Annotated in this window: 11 protein-coding genes and 1 pseudogene; 9 read left to right on the top strand and 3 right to left on the bottom strand. The window is 35.8% G+C overall.

Annotated features, from left to right (window positions below; translation table 11 throughout):
• Positions 1-17: 17 nt before the first annotated feature.
• Positions 18-164: pseudogene (locus tag IGI64_RS04665) on the bottom strand (type II toxin-antitoxin system death-on-curing family toxin); the annotation flags it as partial.
• A gap of 507 nt (positions 165-671) precedes the next feature.
• Between IGI64_RS04665 and IGI64_RS04670 the strand changes: the two are divergent.
• From IGI64_RS04670 to IGI64_RS04680, 3 genes are all read left to right on the top strand, one after another.
• Positions 672-1,865, top strand: a complete 1,194-nt coding sequence (locus IGI64_RS04670; protein ID WP_429939627.1) for an MFS transporter — start codon at positions 672-674, stop codon at positions 1,863-1,865.
• Positions 1,852-2,823: a ribosome small subunit-dependent GTPase A gene (gene rsgA / locus IGI64_RS04675; protein ID WP_429939628.1), complete on the top strand. Its 972-nt coding sequence runs from the start codon at positions 1,852-1,854 to the stop codon at positions 2,821-2,823. Before IGI64_RS04670 ends, rsgA begins: the two co-directional genes overlap by 14 nt.
• Before the next feature lie 309 nt (positions 2,824-3,132).
• Entirely contained in the window at positions 3,133-4,404 is a 1,272-nt protein-coding gene (locus IGI64_RS04680) for a sensor histidine kinase (RefSeq protein ID WP_429939629.1), read from the top strand.
• Between the two features lie 14 nt (positions 4,405-4,418).
• On the opposite strand, the gene IGI64_RS04685 is transcribed toward IGI64_RS04680, so the two are convergent.
• Positions 4,419-5,162 (bottom strand): LytR/AlgR family response regulator transcription factor, encoded by a 744-nt coding sequence (locus IGI64_RS04685; RefSeq protein ID WP_429939630.1) that lies wholly within the window; start codon positions 5,160-5,162, stop codon positions 4,419-4,421.
• A gap of 307 nt (positions 5,163-5,469) precedes the next feature.
• Here IGI64_RS04685 and IGI64_RS04690 point away from each other — a divergent pair, with 307 nt between their 5' ends.
• The 3 genes from IGI64_RS04690 (at position 5,470) to IGI64_RS04700 (ending at position 9,415) form a co-directional block, all read left to right on the top strand.
• Positions 5,470-5,727, top strand: a complete 258-nt coding sequence (locus tag IGI64_RS04690; RefSeq protein WP_034862467.1) for a hypothetical protein — start codon at positions 5,470-5,472, stop codon at positions 5,725-5,727.
• Positions 5,720-7,876 (top strand): glycosyl hydrolase family 18 protein, encoded by a 2,157-nt coding sequence (locus IGI64_RS04695; RefSeq protein ID WP_429939631.1) that lies wholly within the window; start codon positions 5,720-5,722, stop codon positions 7,874-7,876. Before IGI64_RS04690 ends, IGI64_RS04695 begins: the two co-directional genes overlap by 8 nt.
• An 84-nt stretch (positions 7,877-7,960) precedes the next feature.
• On the top strand, positions 7,961-9,415 hold the full coding sequence (locus IGI64_RS04700) for a phosphatidylinositol-specific phospholipase C domain-containing protein (RefSeq protein ID WP_429939632.1): 1,455 nt from the start codon (positions 7,961-7,963) through the stop codon (positions 9,413-9,415).
• Positions 9,416-9,628: 213 nt separating this feature from the next.
• Here IGI64_RS04700 and IGI64_RS04705 read toward each other — a convergent pair whose 3' ends face one another.
• A complete protein-coding gene (locus IGI64_RS04705; RefSeq protein WP_429939633.1) occupies positions 9,629-10,375 on the bottom strand; it encodes a MerR family transcriptional regulator in 747 nt (248 codons plus the stop codon).
• Positions 10,376-10,491: 116 nt separating this feature from the next.
• Here IGI64_RS04705 and IGI64_RS04710 point away from each other — a divergent pair, with 116 nt between their 5' ends.
• From IGI64_RS04710 to IGI64_RS04720, 3 genes are read left to right on the top strand one after another with little or no spacing between them, the layout of a single operon-like run.
• The gene (locus tag IGI64_RS04710; RefSeq protein WP_429939634.1) at positions 10,492-11,544 is read left to right on the top strand and encodes a WxL protein host-binding domain-containing protein; all 1,053 of its coding nucleotides are present in this window, start codon (positions 10,492-10,494) and stop codon (positions 11,542-11,544) included.
• A gap of 30 nt (positions 11,545-11,574) precedes the next feature.
• Positions 11,575-12,312, top strand: a complete 738-nt coding sequence (locus IGI64_RS04715; RefSeq protein ID WP_429939635.1) for a WxL domain-containing protein — start codon at positions 11,575-11,577, stop codon at positions 12,310-12,312.
• Between the two features lie 28 nt (positions 12,313-12,340).
• Complete coding sequence (locus tag IGI64_RS04720; RefSeq protein ID WP_429939636.1) at positions 12,341-18,895, top strand: WxL domain-containing protein; 6,555 nt, start codon at positions 12,341-12,343, stop codon at positions 18,893-18,895.
• Position 18,896 lies beyond the last annotated feature (1 nt).

Below are 18,896 nucleotides of genomic sequence, written 5' to 3' on the forward strand. Positions count from 1 at the left end.
ACACATGCGAAACCTACTTAAGTAGGTTTCGTATGTGTTTTTATAGTATCAGTCACTTCATATTTTTGTTTATCGAAATCCTTATCATATTTAGCAGTATATATTGCTAAATTTACAACATCTTTTTTATGAATAGTCAAAAGGAGCTCATTGATTTTCAAAAAAGAAAGATATATATATCTTTCTATTCCAAGGACAGTACTCCCTGTTCAGTTTCTAAATGGATTAAACAAGTCTGAGGGGAGTCTTATTGATGAATATATAGAATAGGAATTGAATATTTATTTATAGACATTGTAGAAATAGAAAACTATAAAATAAATGGACAGTATTTCAAAGATACAATTATTTAAGAGCATTATTGCCAAACAAGTTATTCTTGGAAGCGGGTACATGTTATAATGAAACTAATATTAAGTTAATTGATTATTTGGTACTCTCGGGCATTAAGGGAAGTTTATAGAAAATAGAGAACCTATTTTTTATTACTAAGTAATCGATTTCAGAAGGAGGGATTTTTATGACATATTATTTGAAGAATTGTCAATGCATAAAAAAAATGGAGGATTTGAACAAATACCTCCATCATTAGGAGGAAGAGAAAAATAGATACTTTAAGACAAGATATTTTATCATTATTGAGAGAAAAAAATTTTTGTAGGTACTTGTTAGTGACCACATTATTGATGGCGGCTAGTAACATTCTTCAATTTGCATTATCGATATTTACATTAAGAGAAACAGGATCAGTGTTGATTTTTTCTACAGCACTTTCAGTAACGATTTTTCCCCGACTGGTTTTTACCCCTATTTCTGGAGTGATGGGAGATAGATTTAGGCGTAGTCGAATTATGGCACTAGCATGCTTTCTTTCAGGAATCACTAGTATATTGATTTGTTTCCTATATATTAATCAGATTGTTTCTTCAGTTTTTTTTATTTTTAGTCTGATTGTCAGCTTTGAAATATTTGAGATTTTCTTTTCAGCTGCCAGCGCTGCGATGTTACCACAAATTTTCGATAACGTGGAAGCACTTGGAAAAGCAAATACACTTGCATCGATTGATGATGAATTACTTGAATTGCTTTCTCCAGTCATTGGCGGGTTCATTTACGGGCTATTTACTTTAACACACATCGTTTTTTTCATATCGGTCCTGTTGTTATCAGGAGCTTTAATTTGTTTAACTATTGATGTAGAGAATCCAATAGAATCTATAAAGACAGAATCTTTTAGGGCAGCCTTTACAAATGGAGTGAAATACATCGGATCAAAAAAGCAGCTGTTATATCTTATTTTGGTTTGTGCAACTTCTAACTTTGTGATAGTACCAAGCTTCAGTATAAGTATTATTTATGTTTTTAACAATATATTGCTTACAGAGACCACATTGATAGGTATCTATATGAGCCTGATATCTGGTACGGGTTTATTGACCTCTGTTCTTCTAATAAAGTTTTACCCTAAGAAAAATGGATTGTTTATCATCACTTTAACTAGTATATCAACTGCTTTATTGTTTATTATTCTCTCGGCGGTTTTCGTTTTACAGCTGACTGAGTTCATGAATGTTATTACTGTTATAACATTTAGTTTTATTATATCGTCCAGTACGATTTTTAATATTATTCTTGTAACATATGTTCAATCGGCTACTGATAAAAAATATTTGAGCAGAACCATAACGATAATAAACTTCTTTGCTACACTTTCTATTCCTTTTGGTCAACTATTGTTTGGTTTTCTGATTAGACACTTTTCTATAACTTACACATTCTTATTAAGCTGTTTTATTTTTGTGTTCGCAGCACTCCTTACATTTAAAACTTATCAGATGGAGGTATCAGACAGTGGAGAAAATTGAAAAAGCACAGATAATATTCCAAGCCCAAGATATTTCTAAGGTAATGTTAAGTACTGGAGAGATAACAACTGCTAAATTATCAGGAAAGTTTCGCCATCAGACACAAAATTATAGTAAGTATCCTGTTGTAGGTGATTATGTTAAAGGGAAGTTGTTCGAGGATTTACTTATTATTGAATCAATTTTAGAGCGAAAAAGTTTTTTACAGCGGAAAGTCTCTGGTAATAGAGTAGAGGAACAAGGGATAGCAGCAAATATTGATCAGGTATTTATAATAACTAGTTTGAACGAAGAATTCAATCTTTCAAGACTAGATCGTTACGTCACGATTGTTTGGGATAGTGGAGCGTTACCAATAATTCTTTTAACAAAAAAAGATTTAATTACTAAAAAAGAGTTAGCAAAAATCGAAGGTAACCTAAAAAAGCATTTTAGCGGCATACCAGTATTTACGGCGACGATGTTTGAAGAAATAGGCATAGAATTGAAAGAGTACTTTGCACCATCAACAATAAGCGCATTTATAGGGTCTTCTGGAGTGGGAAAATCAACATTGATCAATAAACTACTAGCAAGTTATGAATCAACTACTAGCACTATAAGAGAAAAAGATGGAAAGGGGAGACATACAACAACCAACCGACAATTATTTTATCTGGAAAATGGAGCCATGATCATAGATACTCCTGGAATGAGAGAAGTTGGTATTGAAACCGTAAAAGCTAGTTCTTTAGAGCATCAGTTCGAAGAAATATCCATATTAGCAAAAAAGTGCCGCTTGTCAGACTGCAAACATTTATCAGAACCAGGATGTATGGTAAAAAAATCGATCAATGATGGCACCCTAGATGTTTCAATCTTTGTAAGTTATAAAAAGATGTTAAAAGAACTCACTTATTTAAAAGAGAAAGAAAAGTATCAAGAGATTCAGCTAAAGAAAAAGATGACGAAAAAGTAAATTTTTTTGTATTGTGAGGAAGAATAATGAAAATTTTATTTATAAATTTAAATGGAATACCTCCATATTCAAAATTTATATTAACAAGTATAGAGAATTAAACAAAAATCCATTTACTAAAGAAAAAACCTCTGTTTGTAAAAATTACAAACAGAGGTTTCAGTCTGTAGACACTTCCATATGTTCTCTAACATGGAAGTGTTTTTTTTATGGAGCAGCTGCTTCGTCAAGTTTCATTGACTAGGTAGCTGCTTCATACTTTATACTGAAGAAAATGACTTACTGATTGTATAAAGGGGAGAACGTTCGTTGGAAGATAGAGTTTTTATCGCATTGATTTTTTTGCAATATATTGTTTTTGATTTTTATATAAGCAGAAATTTTTTACATTATAGATACAAGCTGATTTTTTCCTTATCCTTGATCATTTTTGGTATGCTGTCATGGCAATTTGCAAATTTAGCTGGCGTTTTTATTTTGATTGCTATCAGTTTGAACTTCTGTTTGCTTGTCTGTTCTCTGAAAAAATATCTCTTCTCTTTTATCTATATATTAGGGATGTATTTTTTCATTCAAATGAATGTTGCTTGTATGCTCAGTCTATCTAGTTTTTTTAGTCAAATAGAAACTGTGAGAAATCCTTTTTTACTGTTGATCAGTCTGCAAATACTCTTGCTCTTCCTATATTTTGCTGGGATTTTAGGAATAAAAAAATGGTACAACAAAAATAAAATAAGTTTATTTATCTATGACAGAAGATTTACAAGAAAACAGTTCATTTTCTTTGGTGGATTTCTTTTTAGTTTGATCGTCTATTTCCAATTGATGTACTCGGTGTTGCATCAAGGGTTCTTTTGGCTTTTATTCATCGTCTTATTGATGAAAGGCATCCTTTTCTTTGGTATTTTTTTCTTTCTGAAATATTCGGCGGCATATTATAAAGATGTTTTCAATATCATAAATTTTTACGAAAAGAAATTAGAAAGAATCAATGAACTGGAAGATTTTAAACATGATTATGAAGGGATTTTATTTACATTGGCAGTGTTGTTAGAAAAAGGGGATACGGAAGGCGCAGTAGAACAGCTTTTGAAAATCAAAGACTATTCTAAAGATATTATTTTCTCAAAAAATAATACGGAAGAGTTAACGAAGGTCAGAAGTATGTCGGTCAAGAGTGTGCTTTTGATTGAAGTAAATAGAGCAAGAAATATGGGGATCAAAGTCAAATTATCTATTCATACAGAAATCAACGAACTGCCTATGAATCCTTTAGATTTGGCTAGGTGTCTCAAAATTCTTCTAGATAATGCAATTGAAGCAAGTATAGAAACAAAGAATCCGTTTATCGATTTAACAATCAACAAGCAAACAGATACTTATCAAATTTTAGTCAAAAACAATTATACTCGCACTGTGCTGCTGGATAATCTAGGCAAGCGGGGGATTACATCAAAAGAAGGACATTACGGATTGGGGCTCAGTAATTTACATCGAATCGCTCAAGAATATAAAAATTTGTCCTATACGATTTTTCAAGAGGAGACTATTTTTACAGTATTACTTTGTTTAAAAGAATAGGGGGAAGCTTGTTTTTATAGGATCTGTTCCAGTGCTTCTTCTATTTTTTTCATTACTTTGTGTCCAAAGTAAATTTCAGAGCCATTCTTAAATATAATGATTCCTAACTTTCGATTAAGTGCCTTTATCTGTCGCAAATTTAAGATATATGAGCGTAAAAACAAAAAATATCGAGGGAATTTAAGTTTTTTTATATCTGAAAAACTTTCATTTATCAAAAAATCTTGAGAGGTCGTTTGGAGGTATACTCGAAAACGATCCTCTTTTATTGTCTGTATGTAATTGATATAGGGTAAGGCGAATACCTGCTTTTCATTTTGTATTGAAAGAAGCAATATTTCTTCTGCATTGATTTGCAAAGTAAAAAACAGCTTTTTCAATGTAACATGGATTTTTTTGCGTACCTCAGCTAAATTGCTGTTTTTATGGATATAGTCAAATGGGATGATATTACGAGTAACGATAGCCATGCTTTGGTCTGTGTAATTAGTGATAAAAATGATTTTACAAAATGGATTTGCACGTCTAAGCCATTCGGCAATATCGATTCCTGTATATTGATTTTTTAAATTTATATCAATAAAAAAGATGTCAACATCTGTTATATCAAGCGCAGGAATCGCTTTTATAAATGAATTTATAGAGTTTATAGGTACGATTTCTGCAGAAATACCAGAATGTTGGATAAATTCGCTGATTGTTTCTTCGATAAATTTCTGGTGTAATAATTGATCTTCTATAATGTAAATTCTTTGCATCCTTTACCTCCAAATAAATTTTCCTATGAAACTAGTAAATGAAGTTTAACAAAGACTTGAATAATTTTATAGACTTATGACATTAAAATAACGTCAAAGGATGAAATCGCTACGTAAAAGAAATGAAAATAAAACGAAGATAAGACACAATGAGTCATGGGGGATAGATTAATAATATATAAAAGAGAAAGGAGAATATAGCTTATAAATAAGGAATATATGTAAAGGTAGAACGTTGGAGAAATCAAAAATATCTGAGAACTATTTTGCGAATGAATTTTTTTATGGGAGGAAAAAGGATTTTGAGATGTATAAAATAACTAATAATATTTATCTCGAAGAAAAAGGTTACGGCGTACTGATCATTGACCACTTAAAAAGTCCTTTTTTAAAGTATACGTTGAAAAATGGACGCCCAGTTTTAAATGAAAAGATTTATTTTGTTCATCCAGGAGCAGATAAAGTCAAAGTCAAAGAACTTAGTAAGCAATCACCTATGTTCATCCAAGTTTCGAAAGAGTTAAACAATCTTGTAGAAGATAAAAGGGGAGGAAGAAATGAATAAAAAGTTGGCAAAAAAATTTTTTACATTATCGTTGGTCGGGATTTCTTTATTAAATGCACAGGCACTGACTGCCTTTGCTGAAGATGTACAAAAAAATGACGGTACATTAGTGATGAATGATGCAACAAATCGTATTGAGGGATTGAATGCTTCTCATATGTGGTCAAATGATGGGGGAAACAATTGGACACGGGGAAGAGAAGGGCAATTATTCAGAGGAACCCAAGAAGTACGTGTAGCGGCATTTGATCAAATTGTCGTTGACAGTCCAGTATGGCAAGTAAGAAGTTATCCAGGAGGCGCAACTGTCATTTATAACGGCAGCGTTTGGCGCAATGCGTATTGGGCGGAGCCTTCAGATAGACCAGGCAGTGCTTCTGTTTGGCAAAAAGTAAAAGATTTGCCAACGCCTTCAAATATTTTTAATTTTAATCGTTTTACTGGCGAAGAAGCAGAACGATTGCAAAAAGAAGAAGCGCAACGAATTCAAAATGAGAAGAAAGTAATTGGTTATTTCTCAAACTGGCACGGATACAAAACAGACTATGAACCAGATAAACCAGACTATAATTATAGTCAAGGGATCATTGATGGAAAAGGATACGATCCAGTCGATGTTCCTTTTGATAAAATTACTCATGTGAATTATGCTTTTATGGTTATTGATCAAAACGGTGAATTGGTTTCAAACGATCCTTGGGCTGACTTTGATGATTCTCATGAAGGCGGGGGCAGAAACTACATCAATCAGATTACTCAATTAGCGGAAGAAAATGATGTTGCAGCAATGGTTTCGATTGGCGGTTGGACGAATTCAGTCGATGATCATGGGTTTGATCATGCCACAGCTACGCCGGAACGGATGGATCGTTTTACTACTCAGTTAGTTGATTTTATGCTGGACTATCATTTTGATGGGATCGATATCGACTGGGAATATCCAGAGAATGATGAACAAAAAGAAAAATTTGTGGCTCTGATCAAACAGCTGCGTGAAAAGATGACTGCAGCAGGTAAAGAAAATGACATCTACTATCAGTTAAGTATTGCAGTAACTGCAAATCACGAAAAAATGGAATTTATCGCACCAGAGATTACGAATGATTACGTTGATAACTTCAATGTAATGACATATGATTTCCGAGGCGGATTTGATAATCAGACAGGGCATCAATCCCCGCTGTATCCAAAAGCAAGTGATACAGATCAGAAATTCAATATCTCAGCAGCCATGGAAGAATACCATAAAGTTTACGGTATCCCTAAACATAAGTTGATGGTTGGTATGAGTTATTACTCAAGAGGCTTTGCTAATGTTGATGTAGCAGGAATTGGTGTACCAAGTCAAGGTGCTGCAAATGGCGGCAGCTGGGATGACCCTGAACAATTAGCCGGGTTGAAACCATGGTGGCAATTAAAAGAATTCGAAGCACAAGCGAAAGATCCAAATGTTGAAAACTTGTCTTACCATTGGGATGACGAAGCAGAAGCTCCGTTTATCTATGATTCAGAAAAGAGAGAGTTGTTCACTTACGATAATATTGCAAGTATTTCTAGAAAAGTGAACTATACAATTGATGAAGGTTATGGCGGAGCGATTATTTGGGAATTAGCACATGATACGCCAGATACTGCTGAATTAACTTCTTTGGTTGAAAATGTTCTTACAGGTACTCATGTAGACGGCGGTGAGGAAACAGAATCCGTTAAACAAAGTTTCGTGATTGGTGGTCAAGCTGTGGCTGCTCATGGTTCATCTCATCGATCAGGGTTTCCGCGGGTAGTACTAGAAGTACAAGACAGAAAAGCTTCATTAGTAAAACATTCTGACTATCAATTCCATTGGAGCCACTGGGCGAATCAACGATATGCTTCAATCAAAATCTCTGATCCTGCAGGTAAAGTGCTGTTTAATGAATCTTGGAATGCTAATCAGTCTGTAGTGGGGAATGGTCGTTACACATTCGGTACTTTTGCCCAATACGAGGTGCCAGAAGGAAGTACTATAGAAATTTATCATGCAGAAGGACCGTGGCACAGATTTTGGACGACTGATGATAGGGAATTAAAAACAAAATTAGGAAATAACAACTATACTTATATCTATACGATGAAAAATAATAAGTTAGAATTAACTTCTGCTAAATAGTTGAGTTTATATCAGTAAACTGATCATCTATGAATACTTACTTCATAGATGATCAGTTTTTTTAAAAGAAAGAGGGGGAAATTAATGAAGAAAATTTTTTCAATATTCATACTATTGTTTGTCGTTGGTATTCCTGTAACGGTAGAGGCCCATTATCATCCAGCCTATTTACGTTCCATTTCAGAGTTTCATTCTAGAAAACCAAATTGGATGTCAGAACTAAAGGACGATACGAGGTTATCACAGTTATCTATTCCAGGTACGCATAACAGCATGTCTAATGGTCCAGGAGGAGATATCGTTCAGAATCAAGGTTTATCATTGAGTGAACAATTAGAAGTAGGTATCCGTTTTATTGATATGCGTGTAGCTGCAAGACCAAATTGGCTTACGATCCATCATGGATTTGTTTTTCTAGCCAGATTTGAAGATGCTTTGAATACGTTGCGGACATTTCTTCAAAGGAATCCTAGTGAAACAATTTATATGAGGCTAAAACAAGAATACACCAGTGTCAATGATGCAGAGCTTAATCGTTTAGTAAATATATATATTAATGATCCTAATTATAGAAATATGTTTTACCTAGAAAACAATTCAAATCCTACTTTAAAAGAAACACGTGGGAAAATCGTTATTTTTCGTAATTTTGCCGGCTCTTCTTTGGGGATAAGCTATCCGGCTAACTTTGTGATACAAGATAACTACCATCTAAATACTAATTGGGATTTATATGATAAATGGCTGAGTGTAAAAGACCATTTAAATCGAGCACATACAGATAACGGTAACAGGATTTTTATCAACTATTTATCAGGATCAGGTGGCTCTTTCCCTTATTTTGTAGCTAGCGGCCATAGCAGCCCGGGAACCCATGCAGGTAGACTTGCAACGGGTATGACTCATCCGGGATGGGCAGGTTCTGTTCCAGATTTTCCAAGAATCGATTGGTTTTTAGGAATCGCAACGATTGCTTTTGAGGGTACAAATATATTAACTTCTGACTATATTAGGAATCAAAAACTAAGACATACTGGAATTGTTGCTGCTGACTTTCCTGGAGAAGCATTGATCAATCATGTGATTCAACTCAATGAACGTCATATAAATAAACAGTCTTTTTCAATTGGTGGAGATGCACAAGCAACAAATCCCTCTGGTTTTGCCAGGGTTACTGTAGAAGTAAGGGGGAGAAAAATTTTATTAGTAAAGAATTCTGATTATCAATTTCATGGAAGTGGATGGAACAATCAAAGATATGCGTCTGTTAGAGTTAATGACCCATCTGGAAGAGTATTATTTAACCAAATGTGGAATGGAAACGGTACAGTTCTAGGTAATGGCCCTCGAACATATGGAACATTTGCACAGTATGTATTATCTGAAGGAAGCACAGTTGAAATCTATCATGCAGAAGGACCATGGCATAGGTTTAGAACAAGTAATGATAGCGAATTGAAAACAAAACTTGGAAACAATAACTATACGTATAGCTATATACTAAGAAACGGAAAACTAGAATTACTATCTGCAAAATAAGCAGGAAATAAAGGAATTAGATCGATAAATTTCACTAGGATTTTTTTATAATTAAAAAGCATGACAAGTTTTCCATAATAAAAAGAATATAAAACATCAATAAGCCAACTGCTTCGGATCAAATAATTGGATGCAGTTGGCTGAATTTGTGTACAAAGAATTTCAATTTATAAGCCAACTCCGCATTTTTGGAAGTGTAAATGATTCTTTCTATTACGACTCAAATAAAAACCAGCATTTGTAATAATCGATTACTTTTCCTGTTTCTGATTTTCCTGAAGAAAGATATTGAGCAATACAAGTAGTATCTGCAGGGAAATTTGCTTGTTTTAAGAGCAGCTCTAAATTATTGTTTTGATAATTTAAGTTATCCACCTCAAGTAATCCGCCAAAAATGATTTTCTGTTTTTTTTTCTCAAATAATAAGTGATTACTTAATTTTTTGTCTACAATTATCCCCTCTTGATAAGCCTGTTCATTCCCTTGGAAAAATAAGACAAAATTTGTTGGACTTGTGGAATATTGACTAACATGTTCCATATAACTAAAGCTAAGTTGTTCTACATATGAAAAATTCATTGGAAAAGATACAGAAGCTGGATTTTTTTGCAATTGGACCAGCTCTTCTAAACTTTGCTTTTTGTGTTCAAGAAATTTCTTTTGTCTTGTTATTTTATTCAGTTCATCCATTAAATTTTGTTCTGATTTTATCAATGCTTCATAAGTGATTTCAGGCTTTTGATGTAAAATCGATTTTAATTTTTTTATTGGGATGTTCAGATTCCGATAAAAAACAATATCCAATAAATCGAGCAAGGTACGACTGTCAATGACTCGATAATTGTTGTCTTGATTGCGGTTAAAATTTAGTAATCCTTCACGTTCCCAATAACGAATAGTTGATTTTTTTAACTTTGTCAATTTTAAAACATCTTTGATATGAAATGTTTTCTTATCCATAGTATTCCCCCTTTGAAAAAATAGTTTAATAGCTAATATCTAAAAAGTACATAAAAACTTTTGACTGGGCACTTGGTGCATGCCTTACAATAACTAATGTCAAAGGGGGGATGAAAATGAAAGGAAGAAGAAATAAAAATAAGCTGTATGTCAAATTATGTATTTTAGCTTTTTTTCTTTTAGCCATTGAAAAAATTTATCATGTACCAGTTTTTGGAGATTCCAGCGCACCGTTCTCAGTCCGGAGTTTAAAAGAAGACGGGTCAGTAAATGAACAAGGCTATTATATCTTTGAAGGAAATCCAAATGAAGAAGAATCTATTACGATTGAAATAATAAATAACACCAATGAATCATTAAAGATCGGAGTAGAAGCAATTCCTGCTCAAACAAATCAAAATGGGATTACCTCGTTCATAAGTAAAGAAAATCTTGATGAAACACTGGAATTTCCTTTTGACACATTAGTAGAAAATAAAAAAGAAGCAATTGCGCTTAATGCAGGGGAATCAAAAAAATATACAACAAAAATCAATTATCCAACAAAAGAATGGGGAGGCGAGATCCTTGGAGGGTTTCGATTTTATCAAGAAAAAGCACTTCAAGATCAACAAGTCACACATCAATTTGCTTATACAGTCGAGGTGTTGTTACGTCAAAAAAATATAGAACTACCTGTTAACGAATTAATAGCCCGAAACGCTAGAATGGATCAGCGAAATTATAGAAATGTGGTTGAGATAAATTTACAAAATAAACAACCTATATCTATTCGATCCATGGAAATCAATTCGAAATTATATTATCAGGATGAAAAAGATCCAATCATTCAGTATGAAAAAGAAAATTTAAGAATGGCGCCAAATTCAAACTTTGATTTTGGGATACCCACTTTTTCTCAGCCAGTTCGTGCAGGGAATTATCGCGTTGAGTTAACAGTGAGAGCTGATACAGAAACCTACCATTTTGTAGAAAATTTTCACATCAGTTCTTCTGTTGCAAATTCACTGAATCAAACAGCTCTGGATATAGAATTACCGACACCTTGGTTGACCTACTTATCGATAGGAATCGGGATAGTCTTGATATGTTTGATTTTGTACTTGCTTCTAAAAAATAAATTTAAAGGGGGTGAGGAGAAAGAAAATAATTCAATGGCAACAAAATAAAATTGACTTTTATTAAAGGGAGAGAAAACGATGAAAAAAACAAACTTACTATTTGCAGCTAGTTTATTGGGAATCATGAGTTTAGGACAGGCGATGAATGTATTTGCAGCTGATTACGATGGGGCAACCAAAGCAACAACTGAAGGTTCAGTAACGATTGGCGCACCAGATCCAGACCAACCCGAGATTGTCGATCCGGAAAATCCAGAAAAACCAATCGAACCGCCAACGCCGCCGAATCCAAATCCAGGAGATTTAAAAATCAATTTTGTTGCAGATTTTGATTTTGGCGATATTGAACATACGAATTTAGCAATTAACCAAAATGCTCAGTTGATCGATGTTCGAGTAGATGGCCAGACGGAAAAACGAGTACCATTTATTTCGATTGAAGATCGCCGAGGTTTAGCTAGACAAGGATGGGAACTAAGAGCTTCACAACCTAGTCAATTTATTAATGAAGATGGTAAAGAATTAGATGGCGCAGAGATTTCGATTCAAAATATGCATTATGCAAACACAAATAATACACCACAAATCCCTAATTCAAGGGTGGTGTTGAATAGTAGTGAGCAGGTTATTTCTACAGCGAATGCTACTCAAGGGGCAGGTACTTGGTCATTGGCTTTGGGAAGCCCTCATGGAGATAGCACAACAGATGGTGTCAGCCTTCACATTCCTGCAAACACAATTAAATCAGATAAAACATATTCGACTTCCATCGTTTGGGAACTAGTTGCAGATCCAGGCGCAACGCCAACACCCTAATAGACCACAGAGATAGAGGAGATGACCAATGAAGAAGCTGATTACATTTTTAGGAATAGTGTGCATGCTGAGTCAAGCCATATCTCCTTCTATATATATGGTGTATGCTGAAAGTTTCTTAGAAGACAAAGATACCGAACCTGTTTCAGAATTAGAAGATACAGCAGACACTGATTCTTTGCCAGAAAATACAGTTTTGTCTGAAAATATTTCTGAAAAAGAAGATAAAAATGATTCTCCTTCTGTATCCCAAAGTGAAGAAAATTCGGGTAATTCTGAAAGTAAAAGTGAGGAATCAGCTGGCAGCACTGAGAAGACAACTGAAACTGATATAAAAGATATTCTACAAAATGAAAGTATACTACAGAGTTTCTCTGCTCCGCCTTCAGGGGGACCAGGACCAAACGATACAGTGATCACAGGAGGAGGGGTTATTATGGCTGCTCCGGGAAGACTGCGGCTATGGGACGGTGCGGGTAATTCAGCTTCACCCAACGCTCAAGCTTGGCGATCGGCATGGACGATCTGGACTGATAATGTGACCAACAGAGTAGTGTATCGTATAGGAGATTCGTGGGATCCTTTCCTGCCATTTAGGGACGCTGTTAGTCGTTCCGGAGCTGCAGCCGAGATTGTTAACAATAGAAGCCGACACATAGGTCATTTGGTAGGAATAGATAAATGGGTACTTACATCAGGCTATTCATGGATGGAACATACTTTTCCTCTACATTATCGAATTACTGAATTTCCAGAAGACGATATTGTGAATACATCGCCTGAAAGAGCAAGATTTACCGTTCGAGTTACAGATGAACAAGCACCTCATGGCTGGATTGATCTATATGGACGTGTTCAAGTACGATGGCCAGAAGGAAATAATAATGCTATTTATATGGGAGCAACACAAGGTTCAGGTGGCGTGTTTCTATATAATCCACAAACACGACAGATAGAATTCAAACGACATGAACGAAATTCTAATACTATGTCATCGAATGCTGCTGAAACATTCTATACGTTTTCGGTAAGACGACCAGATGCAGCCCAGTCAATAGAAAATATCAACTCGATTTTTTCATTTACTGCTAATGGTAGAGACACATTAGATGCTTTACGCACAAGATATAATTCAGCATCTAAACCAGCTTTTGCATATGGTGACGTAGTTGAAGTATTCCATGCACAACCGAATAGAGTCGGCACTCTTTCAAGCGGAAATGTACAAGGGTTAGGCTCTGTCGCGGATTCACGTGATGGAAATAGAGGCTATCTTGAACTAACAAGTTCAGGTTATAGACAATTGACTTTTAACCGAGCAACACCACGTCAAACAACAATAAGTACAAACACAACGAATGCACAATTAGATGCTAGTCTAGCAAATTACTTAGATATGAATCGTGCTGCTGGTGCGCAAATTGAACGGTTTATTACGTATCCTGATCGATCTAGAGCAGGTACAAGTACTGGTGTTATTCGTGTTCGTCAACAGTTGTCAACTGGAAACTTTGTCTATAGAGATTATCAGGTGCCATTTAATGTGCAGGATGGGATTCAAGCAGATATCACCCATCAGAATTTATTCGTAGGTGAAACATTTGATATTAATAAATCTATATCAAATGTCCGTTATAGGGGCACAACATTAAATAGTAATCAATATACCCTTGATTTTCAACTGGGAACAGTTTTAGATGTAGCTGGTACAAGGAATCTATCGGTGAAAATCACGCATACTGCTAGTGGAGAGTCTGCTGATTTCAGCGTACCAATAACGCTAAGATGGGGTAATACCGTTATGTTTAGAGGTGTTGATGATCGTGCTGGAGGCGCGCTTGCTTATGTTCCATCCGAACGACGATTAGGAATGACACGAGGAAGCTACGAAGTTCTTGCTCCTACACATCCTAACTTTCCAGATGAATACTTCAATATTTCTTTGTTGCGTAATTCGACTAATCGTCAAAACTTAACAGAATTACCTGAATATTATAAGTTTTCTTCACCAGGTACGTGGACTGCTGAACAAAATAAACAGAATTTCGGTAATCGCACGATAAATTACGGAGATATCTTGAAAGTGTATCATGCAGAAGCCCAAGGCCGGTTAAGAATCTTCAACAATGAAACAGAAGGCTCATTATCACATAAAGACAACGTTGCTTACCTAGAATTAACACCAGCAGGATACCGTCAAGTACTGCTTGATCGAGTGACACCACGGACAGGAACGATTAGTCGTCGAATGACTGACAGTCAATTGGACCAACAAGCGGCAACTTATTTAAATCTAGCAGATGCGTCAAACGTCGAGATAGTTGGATTTACTAGATATCCAGATCGATCAAGACTAGGGCAAACGACAGGGACAATTCAAGTTCAAGAAAAATTAAGTAATGGTAATTATGTTCAAATGTCCTATGACGTACCGTTTACTGTTCATCAAGGATTAGAAGCCGCTCCTGTGGCACAAACTTTAATTCTAGGAGAATCTCTTGATTTAGAAAAAGCAGTAGGTGAGGTAAAGTATAATAACGCTGTTTTAGCAAGGGATGCCTATGAATTAGAGTATGATCCTGGACTAGACCTCGATGTAGCAGGCAGTAGGAATACAACAGTAACAATCATTCATAAAGCGACAGGAGAGCGAATCCAAGTGAATGTGCCCGTTACAATTAGATGGGGTAATACCATCATGTTCCGAGGGATTGGCGACCGTTCAGGGGGAGCACTTGCATATGTTCCATCAGAGCGACGATTAAGGATGACGAGAGGAAGTTATGAAGGTCTTGCTTCTACACATCCTAATTTTCCAAATGAATACTTTAATATCTCGTTATTGCGTAATTCAGCCAATCATCAAAACTTAACAGAATTATCTGAATATTATAAGTTCTCCTCGCCAGGTACGTGGACTGCTGAACAAAATCGCCAGGGATTCGGTAATCGGACAATTATCTATGGTGATATTCTGAAAGTCTATCATGCGGAAGCACGTACTCGACTAAGAATTTTTAATAATGAAACAGAAGGTGCCTTGTCTCACAGCAATAATATTGCTTACTTGGAATTGACGCCTACAGGTTACCGACAAGTATTGATCGATCGAGTAACGTCACGTGCAGGAACAATTAGTCGGAATATGACTGATGCTCAGTTAGACCAACAAGCCGCATCTTATCTAAATTTGAGTAACGCACCAAATGTCGAAGTCGTCGGGTTCACTAGATATCCAGATCGATCGACAGTAGGGCAGACAACAGGGACAATCCAGGTTCAAGAAAAGTTAAGCAATGGCAACTATGTTCAAATGACGTATGATGTTCCGTTTACTGTGACGGCTGGTTTAGAAGCATCCGCTGTTACACAAACGTTAAACTTAGGACAAATACTTGATTCAAGCCAAGTAGTCAAAGACGTTAAATATAATGGCCAAGCCTTATCTAATAATGACTTTGAAGTAAAGATCAGCGAAAATGGAATCATGAATTTGGTTGGTAGTCGTACGCTTAATGCATCCATCACCCATAAAGCAACGACGGAGACTATTGAAGTGGAAATTCCTGTAACTATTCAATGGGGGAATACGCTGATTTTGAAAGGGACAGGTCGACATGAAAGTCTAGGGATTTCATTAGTAAGAACTGGCAATCAACTACAATTGGTTGGAACAAAGGGTTCAGAAGACAGAAATCTTCAGCTTCACACAGGGGTTTTCTTAGATGCTGCTTATTTGAAAATAGGCTTGATTTCAGGGCAACAAAATATAGAACTGAATTTACCAAACTATCAGAGAAACTTTACGTATTATGGACGAGACTATAAGTTTGATATCATAGATGATTTCGGTGTAAATGCTGTTCAAGTTGGAGATGTTGTAGAGGTATATCATCAAGAATCGTTGAGTGCTGGCAGAATGATCAGTTTGTACACCAATAGTGTTGAAGAGGATATTCACTCAGGCAATCGATTGGTAAATCAAACCACTTATTATGAGACAACAAATGATGGATTGAGATTGTTGTTTATCAATCAATTAACTCCTAAAAACACAACGATCTCACAAACGATGAGGGACCAACAATTGGACGCAGCAGCAGAAACATATCTTGAATTTGGTAATGCTAAAAATATCGAAGTTGTCGGGTTTACTAGATATCCAGACCGATCAAGACAAGGACAATCGCTAGGAACAATCCAAGTTCAAGAGAAATTAAGTAATGGCAACTATATTCAAATGACGTATGACGTTCCATTTACTGTGACGGCTGGTTTAGAAGCATCCGCTGTTGCACAAACATTAAACCTAGGAGAAACACTTGATCCAATCCAAGTAGTCAAAGACGTTAAATATAATGGGCAAACCTTATCTAATAATGACTTTGAAGTAAAAATCAGCGAAAAAGGGATCATGGATTTAGTTGGTAGTCGTACGCTTAATGCATCCATCACACATAAAGCAACGACGGAGACTATTGAAGTGGAAATTCCTGTAACTATTCAATGGGGGAATACGCTGCTTTTGAAAGGGACAAGTCGTCACGAAAGTTTAGGACTTTCATTAATAAGAGCTGGCAATCAACTACAATTGATTGGAACAAAGGGTTCAGAAGACAGAAATCTTCAACTTCATACGGGTCTCTTTTTAGACACTGCTTATTTGAAAATAGGTTTGATTTCAGGGCAGCAAAATATAGCACTGAATTTACCAAACTATCAGAGAAACTTTACGTATTATGGACGAGACTACAAGTTTGATATTGTAAATGATTTCGGTGTAAATACGGTTCAAGTAGGAGATGTTGTAGAGGTATACCATCAAGAATCGATAAGTGCTGGCAGAATGATCAGTTTGTATACAGATGGCGTTGAAGCAGATATTCATCCAACCAATCGATTGATAAATCCAACAACTTATTACGAGACAACAAATGATGGATTGAGATTGTTGTTTATTAATCAACTAAGCTCTAAAAATACAACGATCTCGCAAACGATGAGTGACCAACAATTGGACGCAGCAGCAGAAACTTATCTTGAATTTGGTAATGCTAAAAATGTCGAAGTTGTCGGATTTACTAGATATCCAGACCGATCAAGACAAGGGCAATCGCTAGGAACCATCCAAGTTCAAGAGAAATTAAGCAATGGCAACTATATTCAAATGACTTATGATGTACTATTTACCGTTCATCAAGGGTTAGAAGCCGCTCCTGTGGCACAATCTTTAACTTTAGGAGAATCTCTTGATTTAGAAAAAGCAGTGGGCGAAGTGAAGTACAATAACACTGTTTTGGCAAGGGATGCCTATGAGTTAGAGTATAATCCTGGACAAGATCTTGATGTACCAGGAAGCAGAAAAACGACAGTAACAGTCGTTCATAAAGCTTCTGATGAAAGAATTCAAGTGCAGATCCCTGTGACGATCACGTGGGGAGAAACACTTCTTTTTAGAGGGCATGCGGATCGTTCTGCAGGTGCCTTAGCCTATTTACCTGGGGAAAATAAATTGGTAGCTCGACGTGGCGATTATATTGCCGTGGCACCAATTCATCCTAGTTTTCCAAACTTATATTACTCATTAGCAGTATTGAGAAATACGGATTCAAAACAAGCACTTAATGAGTTGAATACAGTTACTAGTTATGAAGCTGCTGGAAACAGAAATGTAAACGATCATGTCCGTGATATTGGAACGATTTCCATTACACATGGAGATATTCTAAAGGTTTATCACGAAGAACCAAATTTCCGATTAAGGATTTTCAATAATGAAGTAGAAGGTGCGTTGTCTCACAGAAACAATATTGCTTACCTAGAATTAACGCCCACAGGTTACCGTCAAGTATTGCTTGATCGAGTAACACCTCGGACAGGGACGATCAGTCGAAACATGACCGATAAGCAGTTAGACCAGCAAGCGGCAACTTATCTGAATCTAACAGGTGCACCAAATGTCGAAGTCGTTGGATTCACTAGTTACCCAGATCGATCAAAACTAGGTCAAACGACAGGTACGATCCAGGTCCAAGAAAAATTAAGTAATGGTAAGTATGTCCAAATGTCCTATGACGTATCTTTTACAGTAGAAGGTACACGTGAGATAACAAATGTCTCCAATTTTGAATTTGGTACTATCAGAAAAAGCAACCGCCGCCAAGTAGTTACAGCTTTGAATGAAAAAGAGACGCCGCTGGGATTACAATTATCTGATTATATTGGTACAAGTAACTGGTCGCTTCAGGCATATCAAAGTTCTCCATTTCAAAATGCTAATGGAAATGAATTAAGAGGTGCAGAAATCAGTCTTAAAAATATCGTCAGTCAAAGTGATCAAGCTGCCAATCTTCATACACAAACCGAAGTAAACTTGAATACTCAACCTATAGAAATTGCAAACTATATAGTGAATAATTCAGCTGGGAACCATCCAGTAGGAAACACAACCATTTTATTTGGAACGGAAAATACATCTGGTGTGGAGCTTCAGGTGCCGAATTCATTAGAGGCAAGCGAAGATACCTATAGGACAACGATCAATTGGGAGCTAGTAGCAGATCCAAGTCAGGGAGTGAACTAAC

Origin of the sequence: Enterococcus sp. DIV0210g (assembly GCF_050559705.1) — a bacterium.
Classification (GTDB): domain Bacteria; phylum Bacillota; class Bacilli; order Lactobacillales; family Enterococcaceae; genus Enterococcus_B; species Enterococcus_B faecalis_A.